Origin of the sequence: Microbacterium sp. NPDC090014, assembly GCF_044748285.1 — a bacterium.
Lineage (GTDB): Bacteria > Actinomycetota > Actinomycetes > Actinomycetales > Microbacteriaceae > Microbacterium.
The window spans coordinates 2655796-2671051 of the sequence record NZ_JBIVFS010000001.1 but is presented as its reverse complement, the minus strand read 5'-3'; the positions used below and the strand labels follow the sequence as shown (position 1 = coordinate 2671051).

At 66.7% G+C, this 15256-nt stretch carries 13 protein-coding genes and 2 tRNA genes; 13 read left to right on the top strand and 2 right to left on the bottom strand.

Translation table 11 applies throughout. From position 1 onward, the window contains the following. Nucleotides 1-43 precede the first annotated feature (43 nt). The 10 genes from uvrA to ACIPV5_RS12755 all read left to right on the top strand — a co-directional run bounded on the left by uvrA (nt 44) and on the right by ACIPV5_RS12755 (nt 11424). The gene (uvrA, locus tag ACIPV5_RS12800; RefSeq protein WP_400341151.1) at nt 44-2932 is read left to right on the top strand and encodes an excinuclease ABC subunit UvrA; all 2889 of its coding nucleotides are present in this window, start codon (nt 44-46) and stop codon (nt 2930-2932) included. Next, nucleotides 2932-4845 carry an excinuclease ABC subunit UvrC gene (gene uvrC, locus ACIPV5_RS12795; protein ID WP_053096661.1) on the top strand — a complete coding sequence of 638 codons (1914 nt, stop codon included), beginning with the start codon at nt 2932-2934 and terminating at the stop codon, nt 4843-4845. The genes uvrA and uvrC overlap by 1 nt, the downstream gene beginning before the upstream one ends. Before the next feature lie 30 nt (nt 4846-4875). Continuing rightward, nucleotides 4876-5748 carry an RNase adapter RapZ gene (rapZ, locus tag ACIPV5_RS12790; protein ID WP_400341150.1) on the top strand — a complete coding sequence of 291 codons (873 nt, stop codon included), beginning with the start codon at nt 4876-4878 and terminating at the stop codon, nt 5746-5748. A gap of 68 nt (nt 5749-5816) precedes the next feature. Next, a complete protein-coding gene (whiA, locus tag ACIPV5_RS12785) occupies nt 5817-6794 on the top strand; it encodes a DNA-binding protein WhiA (protein ID WP_285363332.1) in 978 nt (325 codons plus the stop codon). Nucleotides 6795-6981: 187 nt separating this feature from the next. Continuing rightward, nucleotides 6982-7608, top strand: a complete 627-nt coding sequence (locus ACIPV5_RS12780) for a superoxide dismutase (protein WP_042540783.1) — start codon at nt 6982-6984, stop codon at nt 7606-7608. Nucleotides 7609-7723: 115 nt separating this feature from the next. Further along, a complete protein-coding gene (gap, locus tag ACIPV5_RS12775; protein WP_053096657.1) occupies nt 7724-8734 on the top strand; it encodes a type I glyceraldehyde-3-phosphate dehydrogenase in 1011 nt (336 codons plus the stop codon). Nucleotides 8735-8744: 10 nt separating this feature from the next. Further along, complete coding sequence (locus ACIPV5_RS12770; RefSeq protein ID WP_187249801.1) at nt 8745-9959, top strand: phosphoglycerate kinase; 1215 nt, start codon at nt 8745-8747, stop codon at nt 9957-9959. Then, on the top strand, nt 9950-10741 hold the full coding sequence (gene tpiA, locus ACIPV5_RS12765) for a triose-phosphate isomerase (protein ID WP_053096653.1): 792 nt from the start codon (nt 9950-9952) through the stop codon (nt 10739-10741). Before ACIPV5_RS12770 ends, tpiA begins: the two co-directional genes overlap by 10 nt. A gap of 81 nt (nt 10742-10822) precedes the next feature. Then, the gene (secG, locus tag ACIPV5_RS12760) at nt 10823-11071 is read left to right on the top strand and encodes a preprotein translocase subunit SecG (RefSeq protein WP_053096652.1); all 249 of its coding nucleotides are present in this window, start codon (nt 10823-10825) and stop codon (nt 11069-11071) included. Continuing rightward, on the top strand, nt 11071-11424 hold the full coding sequence (locus tag ACIPV5_RS12755; RefSeq protein ID WP_042540778.1) for an RNA polymerase-binding protein RbpA: 354 nt from the start codon (nt 11071-11073) through the stop codon (nt 11422-11424). Before secG ends, ACIPV5_RS12755 begins: the two co-directional genes overlap by 1 nt. A gap of 73 nt (nt 11425-11497) precedes the next feature. Here the strand turns inward: ACIPV5_RS12755 and ACIPV5_RS12750 are convergent, their stop codons facing one another. Next, nucleotides 11498-12700, bottom strand: a complete 1203-nt coding sequence (locus ACIPV5_RS12750; protein ID WP_400341149.1) for a hypothetical protein — start codon at nt 12698-12700, stop codon at nt 11498-11500. Nucleotides 12701-12813: 113 nt separating this feature from the next. After that, nucleotides 12814-12887: transfer RNA gene (locus ACIPV5_RS12745), tRNA-Gly, on the bottom strand. Between the two features lie 109 nt (nt 12888-12996). Here ACIPV5_RS12745 and ACIPV5_RS12740 point away from each other — a divergent pair. From ACIPV5_RS12740 to ACIPV5_RS12730, 3 genes are all read left to right on the top strand, one after another. After that, nucleotides 12997-13070, top strand: a tRNA-Pro gene (locus ACIPV5_RS12740). Between the two features lie 62 nt (nt 13071-13132). Further along, nucleotides 13133-14653: a trigger factor gene (gene tig / locus ACIPV5_RS12735; RefSeq protein WP_400341148.1), complete on the top strand. Its 1521-nt coding sequence runs from the start codon at nt 13133-13135 to the stop codon at nt 14651-14653. Nucleotides 14654-14720: 67 nt separating this feature from the next. Beyond that, entirely contained in the window at nt 14721-15230 is a 510-nt protein-coding gene (locus ACIPV5_RS12730) for a tetratricopeptide repeat protein (RefSeq protein ID WP_400341147.1), read from the top strand. Nucleotides 15231-15256: the final 26 nt, after the last annotated feature.

Sequence of the window (15256 nt, the reverse complement as noted above, 5' to 3'; positions counted from 1 at the left end):
CCCTCACGGAGCCAATGTCGGTGGCCACTCGTAGACTTGATCAGTGCCTATCGTCCCGGTTGCAACCCCAGGAAAACTCAGTGTCCGCGGTGCCCGCGTACACAATCTCAAGAACGTCGACATCGACATCCCACGCGACTCCCTCGTCGTGTTCACCGGCCTGTCCGGATCGGGAAAGTCCAGTCTGGCCTTCGACACGATCTTCGCTGAAGGACAGCGTCGCTACGTCGAGTCGCTGAGCGCCTACGCGCGTCAGTTCCTCGGTCAGGTCGACCGACCGGACGTCGACTTCATCGAGGGCCTCAGCCCTGCGGTGTCGATCGACCAGAAGTCGACCAACCGCAACCCGCGGTCCACGGTCGGAACCATCACCGAGATCTACGACTACATGCGTCTGCTGTGGGCGCGGATCGGGATTCCGCACTGCCCCGAGTGCGGTGCGCGCATCCAACGTCAGACCGTCCAGCAGATCGCCGACCAGCTCATGGAGCTGCCCGAGCGCACCCGCTACCAGATCGTCGCGCCCATCGTCTCGCAGAAGAAGGGCGAGTTCGTCGACCTGTTCCGCGAGCTGGGGGCCAAGGGCTACTCGCGCGCGATCGTCGACGGCGACCTCATCCAGCTCGCCGAGCCGCCCACGCTCAAGAAGAGCTACAAGCATGACATCGCCGTCGTCGTCGACCGCCTCGTCGCGGCAGACGACATCCTCGGCCGAGTCACGGACTCGGTCGAGACCGCGCTCGGGCTCGCCGGCGGCGTGGTGCAGATCAACTACGTCGACGCAGAGGGCGACGACGCGTGGCAGTCCTTCTCCGAGAAGCTCGCCTGCCCGAACGGCCACGCGCTCACCCTCACCGAGATCGAACCACGCACGTTCTCGTTCAACGCGCCCTTCGGTGCCTGTCCGGCCTGCTCGGGTCTCGGCACCCGCATGTCCGTCGACATCGACCTGATGCTCGGCGACGAGGAGCTCTCCATCCGCGAGGGCGCGATCATCCCGTGGACCACTCAGGGCAAGGGGCTCTTCCAGTACTACGAGCGGCTGCTCGAGGGATTGGCCGACGACCTCAACTTCTCTCTCGACACCCCGTGGCAGGATCTGCGCGTCGACGTTCAGGACGCGATCCTGCGCGGCGACAACTACAAGGTCACAGTCAAGTTCAAGAACCGCTATGGGCGCGAGATGCGCTATGCATCGGGGTTCGAAGGCGTCGTGCCGTACATCGAGCGGCAGTACGCCCAGGCCGAGTCCGACACGCAGCGCTCGCGCTGGGGCGAGTACCTCCGCGAGGTCCCCTGCCCGGTGTGCGACGGCAACCGACTCAAGCCCGAGGTCCTCGCGGTGCAGGTGCACGGGCATTCGATCGCCGAGGTGTCGCACCTGAGCCTCGCCGACGCGCGGTCGTTCATGGAGACCCTCACCCTCACCGATCGTGAGGCGAAGATCGCGGCTCAGGTGCTGCGTGAGATCCGCCTGCGACTCGACTTCCTCCTGCAGGTCGGGCTCTCCTACCTCAACCTCAGCCGGTCGGCCGGGTCGCTCTCCGGTGGAGAAGCGCAGCGCATCCGGCTGGCGACGCAGATCGGCTCCGGGCTCACCGGCGTCCTCTACGTCCTCGACGAGCCGTCGATCGGTCTGCACCAGCGTGACAACCGTCGTCTGATCGACACCCTTCTGAAACTTCGCGACCTCGGGAACACGCTCATCGTCGTCGAGCACGACGAAGAGACGATCGAAGCCGCTGACTGGGTCGTCGACATCGGACCGGGTGCCGGCGTGAACGGTGGAGAGGTCGTGCATTCCGGTCCGTATTCGGCTCTGTTGAACGAGCCGAACTCGATGACGGGCGAATACCTCTCGGGTGCGCGCGAGATCCCCACTCCGGCGAAGCGTCGCAAGCTCGACAAGAAACGCATGCTGAGCGTGGTCGGCGCCCGCGAGAACAACCTCAAGAACGTCAGCGTGAACTTCCCGCTGGGCGTTCTCACGGCGGTGACCGGCGTGTCGGGTTCGGGCAAGTCGTCGCTCGTCAACGACATCCTGTACCAGGTGCTGGCCTCGCGGCTCAACGGCGCCCGCACGGTTCCCGGAAAGCACACGCGTGTGTCAGGGCTCGACAACCTCGACAAGGTCGTGCACGTCGATCAGGCACCGATCGGCCGCACGCCGCGGTCCAACCCGGCCACCTACACCGGCGTGTTCGACCGCATCCGCTCGCTGTTCAGCGAGACCCCCGAGGCGAAGGTCCGTGGCTATCAGCCAGGGCGATTCAGCTTCAACGTCAAGGGCGGTCGCTGCGAGGCGTGCTCGGGCGACGGCACGATCAAGATCGAGATGAACTTCCTGCCCGACGTGTACGTCGACTGCGAGGTCTGCCACGGCAAGCGCTACAACCGCGACACGCTGTCGGTGCACTACAAGGGCAAGAACATCGCCGAGGTCCTCGAGATGCCGATCGCGGAAGCGGCCGAGTTCTTCGAGCCCATTCAGGCGATCCACCGCTACATGAAGACCCTCGTCGACGTCGGGCTCGGGTATGTGCGCCTCGGTCAGTCGGCGACGACTCTCTCCGGCGGCGAGGCTCAGCGCGTCAAGTTGGCCACCGAGCTCCAGCGGCGCAGCAACGGTCGCAGCATCTACGTCCTAGACGAGCCGACCACCGGTCTGCACTTCGAAGACGTGCGCAAGCTCCTCGAGGTACTGAACGGACTCGTCGACAAGGGCAACACGGTGATCGTCATCGAGCACAACCTCGATGTGATCAAGTCCGCGGACTGGGTGATCGACCTCGGGCCCGAGGGCGGCTCGGGCGGCGGCGAGATCCTGGCGACCGGCACTCCCGAGCAGATCGCGCGAGTCGAGGACAGCCACACGGGTCAGTTCCTCGCCGAGATCCTGGATGAGGGGCGCTCTGCGCGGAAGGCCAGCTGATGGCCGACGTCCTGCCGTACAAGCCGCGGGCTGGTGAGATCCCCACCAACCCCGGCGTGTACCGCTTCCGCGATGCTGATGGACGCGTGCTGTACGTCGGCAAGGCCAAGAACCTGCGCCAGCGACTGTCGAACTACTTCGCTCCGCTGCGCACGCTCCACGAACGCACGCGGCGCATGGTCACCACGGCGTCGTCCGTCGAGTGGACCGTCGTCTCGACGGACGTGGACTCGCTTCAGCTGGAGTACATGTGGATCAAGGAGTTCGATCCGCCCTTCAACGTCCGCTACAAGGACGACAAGTCCTACCCGTTCATGGCCGTGACCCTGGGTGATGAGGCGCCGCGCGTGATCGTGACCAGGAACCGCAAGATTCCCGGTGCCCGCTATTTCGGTCCTTATCCCAAGGTCTGGGCGGTGCACGAGACGATCGACCTGATGGTCAAGGCATTCCCGATCCGCACCTGCAGCGACTCCAGCTACAAACGCGCGATGCAGACCGGCCGGCCGTGCTTTCCCGGGCAGATCGGCAAGTGCGGCGGGCCGTGCTCGATGACGGTGACGATCGAGGAGCACCGTGCCATGGTCGACGACTTCGTCGCCTTCATGGCGGGCGGCGATGAGCGCTTCACCCGAGAGCTGACCAAGCGGATGCTGGCGGCGTCGGCCGCGATGGATTATGAGGCCGCCGCCAGATACCGTGACAAGCTCACCGCGATCGAGGCCGTGCTCGGCAAGAGCGCGCTCGTGCTCGCGACCGACGAGGATGCCGACCTCTTCGGCATCGCGGAAGACGAGCTGGCTGCCGCCGTGCAGCACTTCGTGATCCGCGGCGGGCGCGTCCGCGGTGTTCGCGCGATGACGATCGAGAAGGAGATCGACATCTCGACAGCCGATCTCGTCGACCAGGTGCTGCAGCGCGCGTACGGCGATGCGCAGGATGTGCCCCGGCGGATCATCGTGCCGACCCTTCCCGACGACGCGGCCGAGCTCGAGGTCTGGCTGCGCGAGCGGCGAGGCAAGAAGGTCGAGATCGCCATCGCCCAACGGGGGCAACGCGCTGATCTCATGCGCACGGCGACCCTCAACGCGCAGCAGGCCCTGATCAGGTACAAGACCCGTCGTACGAGCGACTACGTCGCACGAACCCAGGCTCTGACCGATCTGCAGGAGGCGTTGGGGATGTCGGAGGCGCCGCTTCGCATCGAGTGCTTCGACATCTCGCACCTCGGTGGCACGAACGTCGTCGCCTCGATGGTGGTCTTCGAAGACGGACTTCCCCGCAAAGACCAGTACCGGTCGTTCAACATCGCCGAGACCACCGACGACACGGACTCGATGTACCAGGTGCTGCGTCGTCGACTCGCCTACCTCGATCGTCCGGAAGAGATCGATGAGCCCGCATCCGCAGCGGTCCCCGTGGAGGCGGGAGACGAGTCCGAGGACGTCGTCGTGGAGGTCAAGCGCAAACCGCGCTTCGCCTATCCGCCTCAGCTGCTGCTGGTCGACGGTGGACAGCCCCAGGTTGAAGCGGCGGCACGTGCACTGCGAGACGCCGGGCACACCGAGATCGCCGTGTGCGGCATCGCCAAACGGCTCGAGGAGATCTGGCTCCCGGGGGAGGACTTCCCGGTGATCCTGCCGCGCACCAGCGAGTCGCTCTACCTGCTGCAGCGGCTGAGAGACGAGGCCCACCGGTTCGCGATCACGCACCAGCGCAAACGACGCAAGAATGACATCACATCGATCCTGGCCGAGGTGCCAGGCCTCGGCTCCTCGAGGATCAAGGTCCTCCTGAAGCACTTCGGCTCCGTCACCGCGCTGCGCTCCGCGCCTCTGGAGGCGATCCAGGAGGTGCAGGGGATCGGTCCTGTCCTCGCACAGAACATCCATACGCATCTCTCCACTCGCTAGGCTGGAGCCAGCGGGGGAGAAGGAGTAACCATGACTGACGGGGACAAAGGCGAGTTCCTCATCGTCACGGGCATGTCGGGCGCAGGGCGCACGACGGTAGCCAACGCACTCGAGGACCTCGGCTGGTACGTGGTCGACAATCTGCCGCCGCAGATCCTCCGACCGCTGCTCGACCTCACGGACATGGGCGGTGACGCTCTGCCGAAGGTCGCAGCGGTGGTCGATGTTCGCGGGCGCAACCTCTTCGACGACTTCCCGGGCGTCGCGAGGGCGCTGAGATCGCGTGGTTCCGTCCGCGTACTGTTCCTGGACGCGTCGGACGATGTGCTCGTGCGTCGGTTCGAGGCGGTTCGCCGACCCCACCCGCTGCAGGCGGACGGCACTCTGCTCGACGGCATCCGCGTCGAGCGCCAGCGACTGGCGCCGATCCGCGAATCGGCCGATCTCGTGGTCGACACCTCCGCACTCAACATCCATCAGCTCGCCACCCAGGTCTCCGACCTCTTCTCGGAAGCGGGCGCAGCGAGGCATCGTGTGACGCTCATGAGCTTCGGTTTCAAGTACGGTCTTCCGACCGACGTCGACCTGGTCGCGGACATGCGCTTCCTCCCGAACCCGTTCTGGAACGAAGAGCTGCGGGGCCTGACCGGTCAGGACGAGTCCGTCAGGGACTACGTGCTGTCACGCGAGGGCGCCGCCGAGTTCCTCGATTCGTATTCGGCGGCACTCACTCCGGTGCTCGAGGGGTATCAGCGCGAGAACAAGAGCCATTCGACCGTCGCGATCGGCTGCACCGGCGGAAAGCACCGCTCCGTGGCCATGGCGGAGGAGCTGGCCCGTCGGCTCGCCTCCGTGCCGGGAGTGGCCGTCAACGTGCGTCACCGGGACCTCGGCAGGGAATAGCAAGAGCCTCCGTCAGAGTAGGCTGGAGGTTTGCGCCGCGATCCGGCGCGTGAGCGTAGAGGAGTGTCGTGGCACTAACGACCGACGTCAAGGCTGAGCTGGTCAGCATCCGTAATGCACCCCCGACGGTGCGTGTCGCGGAGGTCACCTCGATCCTCCGGTTCGCCGGCGGACTGCACTCCATCGCCGGGCGGGTCGCCGTCGAGGCGGAGGTGGATGCCGAGATCCTCGCGCAGCGTGTCGCGCGCGACCTTGCCGAGATCTACGGAGTCCGACCGGAGATCGCACAGGTGCAGTCGAGCACGGCGAATGACGGCGCGCGATGGGCTGTCCGGGTCATCGCCTCGGGGGAGACCCTCGCACGCCAGACCGGTCTGCTCGACCAGCGTCGGCGTCCGGTCCGCGGACTCCCCAACCGTCTCACCACTGGCTCTCGCGCTGAAGTGGCCGGTCTCTGGCGGGGTGCGTTCCTCGCCGCGGGAACGCTGAGCGAACCCGGCCGATCGGCCATGCTCGAGGTCGCCTGCCCGTCATCCGAGGCCGCCATGGCACTCGTGGGCGCGGCGCATCGCCTGGGTGTCGCCGCCAAGGCGCGCGAGGTGCGAGGCATGCCGCGCGTCGTCGTGCGTGAGGGCGAGGCGATCCGCACCATCCTCAGCGAGATGGGTGCTCAGAAGACCGCGGTCGCCTGGGAGGAGATGCGCCAGCGTCGCGAGGTGCGTGCGGGCGTCAACCGTCTCGTCAACTTCGACGATGCCAACCTCCGTCGCTCCGCGCAGGCCGCCGTCGCCGCCTGCGCGCGCGTCGAGCGGGCTCTGGAGATCCTCGCCGACGAGGTGCCCGACCACCTCAAGATCGCGGGCGAGCTGCGTCTCGCGCACCGCGACGCGAGCCTCGACGAGCTGGGCCACCACGCCGATCCGCCCATGACCAAGGACGCCGTCGCCGGCCGCATCCGCCGTCTTCTGGCGATGGCGGACAAGCGTGCCCAGCAGGAGGGCATCCCGGGAACGGAAGCAGCCGTGCCCGCGGGTCTCGACGTCTGACCACAGCGAACGACATCAGCGAGGCGATCCCTGTCAAGGGGTCGCCTCGCTTCGTCATATGGGGGAAGGATCAGGGTCGGCGACGCGTTGTCGTCACTAGGATGAGTTACGTCCGCTCTACGTCGCACATCGGCGGCGCAGAGGATCGGCAAGCGCCGCGGCGCGGCGCGGATTGGATGAAAGCGACATGGCGACCTACACGCTCCCCGACCTTCCCTACGACTTCGCAGCCCTCGAGCCGCACATCAGCGGCAAGATCATGGAGCTGCACCATGACAAGCACCACGCGACCTACGTCGCCGGCGCCAACACCGCCCTCGAGCAGCTCGCCGAGGCGCGCGACAGCGGCAACCTGGCGAACGTGAACAAGCTCGAGAAGGACCTCGCGTTCAACCTCGGCGGTCACGTCAACCACTCCATCTTCTGGACCAACCTCTCGCCGACCGGCGGCGGACAGCCCGAGGGCGAGCTCAAGGCAGCCATCGACGAGTTCTTCGGTTCCTTCGAGAAGTTCCAGGCGCACTTCACCGCGAACGCCCTCGGAATCCAGGGCTCCGGATGGTCCGTCCTCAGCTGGGACTCGATCGGCCAGCGCCTGATCATCCAGCAGCTGTTCGACCAGCAGTCGAACACGGCACAGGGCACCGTGCCGCTGTTCCAGCTCGACATGTGGGAGCACGCCTTCTACCTCGACTACCTCAACGTCAAGGCCGACTACGTGAAGGCCGCGTGGAACATCGCCAACTGGGAGAACGTCGCCCAGCGCTTCGAGGTCGCCCGCGAGAAGACGAACGGCCTGCTGGTACTGTCGTAATCGGGTCGCGTCCCGACGGGCCAAGTCTCGTCGGGACGCCATCTCAGCCAAAAACCCCCGCGCACCGCGCACGCACGATTGCTGCGCACAGCGCACGAGAAACAGGGAGACCTGAGTGTCTGTCAAGATCGGTATCAACGGCTTCGGCCGTATCGGACGCAACTACTTCCGCGCGGCTCTCGCGCAGGGAGCGGACATCGAGATCGTCGCTGTCAACGACCTCACCGACAACAAGACCCTTGCCCACCTTCTGAAGTACGACTCCGTGGGCGGCGTCCTCGATGCTGACATCAGCTACGACGACGAGAGCATCACAGTCAACGGCAAGGCCATCAAGGCGTTCGCCGAGCGCGACCCCGCCGGCCTCCCGTGGGGCGAGCTGGGCGTCGACATCGTCATCGAGTCGACCGGCTTCTTCACCAAGGCCGAGCTGGCCAAGAAGCACATCGAGGCAGGGGCCAAGAAGGTCCTCATCTCGGCTCCTGGCACCGGCGTCGACGGCACGTTCGTCATGGGCGTGAACGAGGACACGTACAACCCGGAGACGGATCACATCATCTCCAACGCCTCCTGCACGACCAACTGCCTCGCCCCGCTGGCCCAGGTCTTCAACGACGCCTTCGGCATCGACCGTGGCTTCATGATGACGGCTCACGCCTACACGGCAGACCAGAACCTGCAGGACGGTCCGCACAGCGACCTGCGTCGTGCACGCGCCGCAGCGATCAACATCACCCCGGCGTCGACCGGTGCCGCGAAGGCGATCGGCGAGGTTCTGCCCGAGCTCCAGGGCAAGCTGAGCGGCTCGTCGTACCGCGTTCCGGTTCCCACCGGCTCGATCGTCGACCTCACGCTGATCACCGACCGCGAGAACCTCACGGTCGAAGAGGTCAACGAGGCGTACAAGAAGGCTGCTGCCGACGGACGCCTCGCCGGTTTCCTGCAGTACAACGAAGACCAGATCGTGTCGAGCGACATCGTGCACAACCCGCACTCGTCGATCTTCGACGCCACGCTGACCAACGTCAGCGGCAACCTGGTCAAGGTCTCCAGCTGGTACGACAACGAGTGGGGTTACTCCAACCGTCTCGTCGACCTGACCGAGTACGTGGCAGAGCGTCTCTGAGACATCTCCCATGACTCTGCGCACCCTGGATTCACTGGGTTCGCTCGAGGGCAAGCGCGTCATCGTCCGTTGTGATCTCAACGTCCCCCTGCGGGATGGGATCATCACGGACGATGGCCGTGTCCGCGCCTCGTTGCCTACCCTCAACGCACTGATCAACGCGGGCGCCCGCGTCATCGTGTGCTCGCACCTCGGCCGCCCCGACGGTGCGCCCGACCCGCAGTACAGTCTCGCGCCGGTCGCCCAGCGGCTGTCCGAGCTGCTCGGCAAGCCGGTGGCGTTCGCTCGCGACACCGTCGGCGAGTCGGCGCAGGAGGCCGTGGCCTCGCTCGAGGACGGCGGCATCGTCGTCATCGAGAACCTGCGGTTCAACCCGGGGGAGACCTCGAAGGACGACGCCGAGCGCGGCGCCTTCGCGGCTCAGCTGGCAGAGCTCGGAGACGTCCTCGTCTCCGACGGCTTCGGTGTCGTGCACCGCAAGCAGGCGAGCGTCTACGACCTCGCCGAGCTCCTGCCCTCGGCCGCCGGTCTGCTCATCGCAGCCGAGCTGGACGTGCTCGACCGTCTCACCGAGAACCCCGAGCGCCCGTACGCGGTCGTCCTCGGCGGGTCCAAGGTCAGCGACAAGCTCGGAGTCATCTCGCACCTGCTGCCGCGCGTGGATCGCATCCTCGTGGGCGGCGGCATGCTGTTCACCTTCCTGAAGGCGCAGGGTCACGCGGTGGCGTCCAGCCTCCTCGAAGAGGACCAGCTCGAGACGGTCCGCGGCTACATCGCCGAGGCCGAGAAGCGCGGTGTGGAGCTGGTGCTCCCGACCGATGTCGTCGTCGCATCCTCGTTCTCCGCTGATGCGGAGCACGAGGTCACCGCCGCCGACGCCATCGAGAGCACCGCGTTCGGCTCCTCGGGCATCGGCCTGGACATCGGCCCGGAGACGGCTGCGCGGTTCGCGGAGGTCATCCGTGGGTCGAAGACGGTGTTCTGGAACGGCCCGATGGGCGTCTTCGAGTTCCCAGCCTTCGCCGGCGGCACCAAGGCCGTTGCGCAGGCGCTCACCGAGGTGGACGGCCTCAGCGTCGTCGGCGGCGGGGACTCGGCCGCGGCCGTGCGTCAGCTCGGCTTCACCGACGACCAGTTCGGTCACATCTCGACCGGCGGCGGCGCAAGCCTCGAGTTCCTCGAGGGCAAGAAACTACCCGGCCTGGAGGTGCTCGGATGGGTGTGAACACCCGTACCCCGTTGATCGCGGGAAACTGGAAGATGAATCTCGACCACCTGCAGGCGGTCGCCTTCGTGCAGAAGCTGCACTGGACGCTCAAGGACGCCAAGCACGAGGACGGCTCGGTCGAGGTTGCGGTCTTCCCGCCCTTCACCGACATCCGCAGCGTGCAGACGCTCATCGACGCCGACAAGATCCCGTTCGCCCTCGGCGCGCAGGACCTCTCGGCTCACGACTCCGGCGCCTACACCGGGGAGATCTCGGGAGCCTTCCTGGCGAAGCTCGATGCGAAGTACGTGATCATCGGTCACTCGGAGCGCCGTGAATACCACGCGGAGTCCGATGACGTCGTCGCGGCCAAGACGAAGGCCGCGCTGAAGCACGGTCTGTCGCCCGTCATCTGCGTCGGGGAGACGGCTGAGGACCTCGAGAAGTTCGGGGCCAGCGCAGTGCCCGCGGGGCAGCTCGAGGCCGCTCTCCAGGGTCTGTCGAAGGATGCGGACATCGTCGTGGCGTACGAGCCGGTCTGGGCCATCGGCTCCGGGCAGGCAGCGACGCCGCAGCAGGCGCAGGATGTCTGCGCTGCGCTGCGCACGGTGATCGCCAAGGTTCTCGGTGACGACGCTGCGGCGCGCACCCGGATCCTGTACGGCGGATCGGTCAAGGCGGCCAACATCGCCAGCTTCATGCGCGAGCCTGATGTCGATGGCGCACTCGTCGGAGGCGCGAGCCTCGTGGTCGACGAGTTCGCGGCGATCATCCGCTTCGAGAAGCACGTCGGCGTGTGAGTGTGGCGGGGCTCCGGCCCCGCCGCACCGTATACTTGACCGTTACCGGGGCAATCCTGCCCCAGCGAAAGGCTCTTCCTCGTGGAAATTCTCGAGTTCGTCCTGCAGGTGGTGCTGGGCATAACCAGCGTCCTGCTGACTCTCCTCATCCTCCTCCACAAGGGTCGCGGTGGCGGCCTCTCCGACATGTTCGGTGGAGGCATGACGTCAGCTGTCGGCTCGTCGGGTCTCGCTGAGCGCAATCTCAATCGCTTCACGGTCATCCTCGCTCTGGCGTGGTTCGTGTCGATCGTGGCGCTCGGTCTCATCACGAAGTTCGAGGTGATCTGATGGCTACCGGCGGCAACGCGATCCGAGGGACCCGAGTGGGTTCCGGCCCCATGGGCGAGCAGGACCACGGCTACCACGCCGACCGCATCGCGGTCTCGTACTGGGACGGTCTCGGCAACGAGACGGTCCGCTACTTCGCCGCGGGGCTCCCTGAAGAGGAGATCCCCGAGACGATCGACCACCCGCAGTCCGGTCTTCCGGCGGGTCGCGACAAGGCCAACCCGCCTGCCCTCGCGAAGCCGGAGCCCTACAAGACGCATCTCGCGTATGTGAAGGAGCGTCGCACCGACGCAGAAGCCGTCCAGCTTCTCGAAGATGCGCTCACCCAGCTGCGTGAGCGTCGGGGTCAGTGACCTCGATCTGATCTCCTGACAGAAGCCGCCGCGATCCGATCGCGGCGGCTTCTCTCGTACCAGGCGGACGTGCTCACCGGCACCCGTACGCGGCGTCGATGTAGGACTGAGGCGGGTAGCCGTACGCCCAGACGCCGTTGGCATCGTCGGTGAAGCCCATGCTGATCGCCCACGCCGTGGCCCACTTCTCGATGCTGTCCTGCGTCGACGAGTCGTACATGTCCTCGCACTTCACGCTGATCGCGTGGCCGACCTCGTGGGCGATGAGAGCCTTGCTCCGGTCCGCCGGCCACTGCTCGGCGACCGAGTTCGACAGCTCGATGGCGGCGCGGTCGGGATCGTCCCACCACCAGGTCGTGAGGCCTCCCATGCTGCCGTTGGAACCGGCGTTGTTGACGATCTGATTCCAGTCGAACTCGAGCAGCACCCCGGGTGCGAGCGACCGGGCGAACGCCTCGATCTCGAGGCGATCGCCCTGCAGGGGTCCCGCCTTCTCGGCGAGTTCGGCCTGTTCGGTCGCCACGACCTGTCCTGCGGCGTCCTGCATGGACACCAGTGATTCGACCGCCGTCACATCGAGGAGCATGGTGTCGGGTACTCGCGACGCCGCATCGCGCAGGGCGATGACGGCGTCGTTCTTGGCCGAGAGGTGTGCCGACTCGAAAGCCGGGGCTGCGTCGGCCGCCGAGCGCAGGAGGGCCACGCCGGCCTCGGTCACTTCGGCACTGGCGGCGGTCATAGCAGGTGTCGCCGCGTCGAGGTCGGCAGCCAGGTCGTCCAGGTCGCCGGCGTCGACGGCGAGCTGATCGGATGCTGCGAAGAGCTCCCAGAACGCCGACGGCTTGGAATCCGCCGAAGGCAGCGGTTCGGTGAGCAGTTCCTTCGCCGGGCCGGCTGCTTCATCGGCATCCGTCGACGCCGTCGTGAGCGCGTCCCTCGCGGAGGGCACGGTGAGCACGCCGGTATCGGCCGTCTTCAGCAGATCAGCGACATCGATGACGGATGTGAGCGTGTCGAGCTCCTGCTGGACCGTCGTCGCGCTGTCGCGAGCCGAGGCCGCTGCTGCGTCGAACTCGGCGCGTGCCCCGTCGTATCCGAGGTTGGCGGTGACCTGGAGCACGCCGACGGCCGCCGCGACCAGGACTCCCGCAGCGCCCAGCATGAACCCGATGCGCCGTCCTCGGCGATTCGGTGCTGCGCCGTCGGTGCTGGCGAAGTGCGGGGGGAGTGCGTGGCCTCCGGCGGGGGAGGTGGCCACGTCGACGGATGCAGTCATGCGGGGGGACCTCCGTGGGGAACCGGCTCATGATGACTCTAATCAGTGAGCCGTCCGGTGCGAGAACCCCCGGGGACGAGAAAGGCCCCCGCATCGCGGGGGCCTTTCTCGAGTGGAGGGGCTGACGAGAATCGAACTCGCATCATCTGTTTGGAAGACAGAGGCTTTACCACTAAGCTACAGCCCCGTTGTCAGCTGCATCCGGGAGGACTGTGCCGACTCATCGATCATAGCGGACTGACGGAGGTGCTCGTGTCCGTTAGACTCGGTGGGGCTGAATCTGCATGCGGATTCCCCGGGGCGTAGCTCAGTTTGGTAGAGCGCCCGCTTTGGGAGCGGGAGGTCGCAGGTTCAACTCCTGTCGCCCCGACATGGCTTCAACGGCCTGACAGCCGCGATTCAGCGCGGAAATCACAAGGAGAGCACACCAGAATGGCGAACAGCACCGTCGAGAAGCTGACCCCGACCCGGGTCAAGCTCAGCATCACGGTCACCCCTGACGACCTCAAGCCCAGCATCGCGCACGCCTACGAGCACATCGCTCAGGACGTCCAGATCCCCGGCTTCCGCAAGGGCAAGGTCCCCGCTCCGATCATCGACCAGCGCATCGGTCGTGGCGCGGTCATCGAGCACGCGGTCAACGAGGGCCTCGACAAGTTCTTCCGCGACGCGACCGTCGAGCACAAGCTCCGCGTCGTCGGACGTCCGGCCGCCGACATCACCCAGTGGCCGAACGAGAAGGACTTCTCGGGCGACCTCCTGGTCGACATCGAGGTGGACGTGCGTCCCGAGATCGAGGTCCCGGCATTCGACGGCATCACCCTGACGGTCGACGCCGTCGAGGCCGACGACGCCGCGCTCGACGCAGAGCTCGAGAACCTGCGCGCGCGCTTCGGAACGCTCGTTCCCGTCGACCGTCCCGCCGCGAAGGGCGACTTCGTCGAGCTCGACCTGGTCGCCACGATCGACGGTGCGGAGATCGACCGCGCCGAGGGCGTCTCCTACGAGGTCGGCTCGGGCGAGCTGCTCGAGGGCATCGACGACGCGATCGAATCCCTCACCGCCGGTGAGGACACCACGTTCCGCTCTGCGCTCGTGGGCGGCGACCACGCCGGCTCCGAGGCTGAGGTCTCCGTCACCGTCAAGGCGGTCAAGGAGCGCGAGCTCCCCGAGGCCGACGACGACTTCGCGCAGATCGCCAGCGAGTTCGACACGATCGCCGAGCTCCGCGCGAGCCTCGCCGAGCGCGTCTCGCAGCAGGGCGTCTTCACGCAGGGGTCCGCGGCTCGCGACAAGCTCGTCGAGACGCTGCTCGAGCAGATCGACATCCCCGTGCCGCCGAAGCTCATCGAGGACGAGGTGCACAACCACCTCGAGGGTGAGAACCGCCTCGAGGACGACGTGCACCGCGCCGAGGTCACCGAGGCCAGCGAGAAGCAGTTCCGCACGCAGGTTCTGCTCGACACGATCGCCGAGCAGGCTGACGTGCAGGTCTCGCAGGAGGAGCTCTCGCAGTACCTCATCCAGTCCGCCTCGCAGTACGGCATGGCTCCCCAGGAGTTCGTCGAGGCTCTGCAGTCGTCGAACCAGCTTCCGGCGCTCGTCGGAGAGGTCGCCCGCAACAAGGCCCTCGCGATCGCCCTGGGCAAGGTCAAGGTCGTCGACACCAACGGCAAGCCCGTCGATCTGTCCGACTTCGTCGTGACCGACGACGAGGCCGAGTCCGAGACGGCTGCCGACGAGAAGCCGGCCAAGAAGGCTCCCGCGAAGAAGGCTGCCGCGAAGAAGGCCGACGACGCCGACGCCGCTGAGAAGCCGGCAGCGAAGAAGCCCGCTGCGAAGAAGGCGCCCGCGAAGAAGGCCGACGACGCGGAGGCCGCTGAGAAGCCCGCCGCGAAGAAGCCCGCAGCCAAGAAGGCTCCGGCCAAGAAGGCTGCCGACAAGGCGGAGTGATCGGACACGATCTCATGAGGGGCGGATGCTGCGGCATCCGCCCCTTTCGCGTCAGCGGGGAGAGCAGATGAACGAGGAGACCATGAAGACCTGGGACGAACGCATCGACGAGGTGTGGGACGACGCGTCCGGCGAAGAGGTCGGAGACCAGACGATCGCCCGGATCGACGCGCTGGCCGCCGAGCGCGGCGTCGATGACGCCCGCGCGGAGTTCGAGCGCGCCGGGGCACGTGATTCGGCCGGCCGCCCCGCCGAGGCAGTCGAACTCTACCGGCGTGCGCTCGCACTGGGTCTCGACGACGAGCACCGCCCGCAGTGCGTGATCCAGCTGGCGAGTTCACTGCGCAATCTGGGCGAGTACGACGATGCCCTCGCCGTCATCCGTTCGGAGGAGGAGCTCTCGGCGGACGGCCCCTACCGGGATGCCGTGGCGACGGTCCACGCGCTGATCCTGGCGAGTTCCGGACGCCCGGCGCGGGGCCTGTCGGTCGCTCTCCTCGCACTCGTGCCGCACCTGCCGCGGTACCACCGCTCGATGACCGCGTACGCACACGAGATCGCGGAACTCGACGCCTGATATGCCGACGGCGAACACGGCCTGAG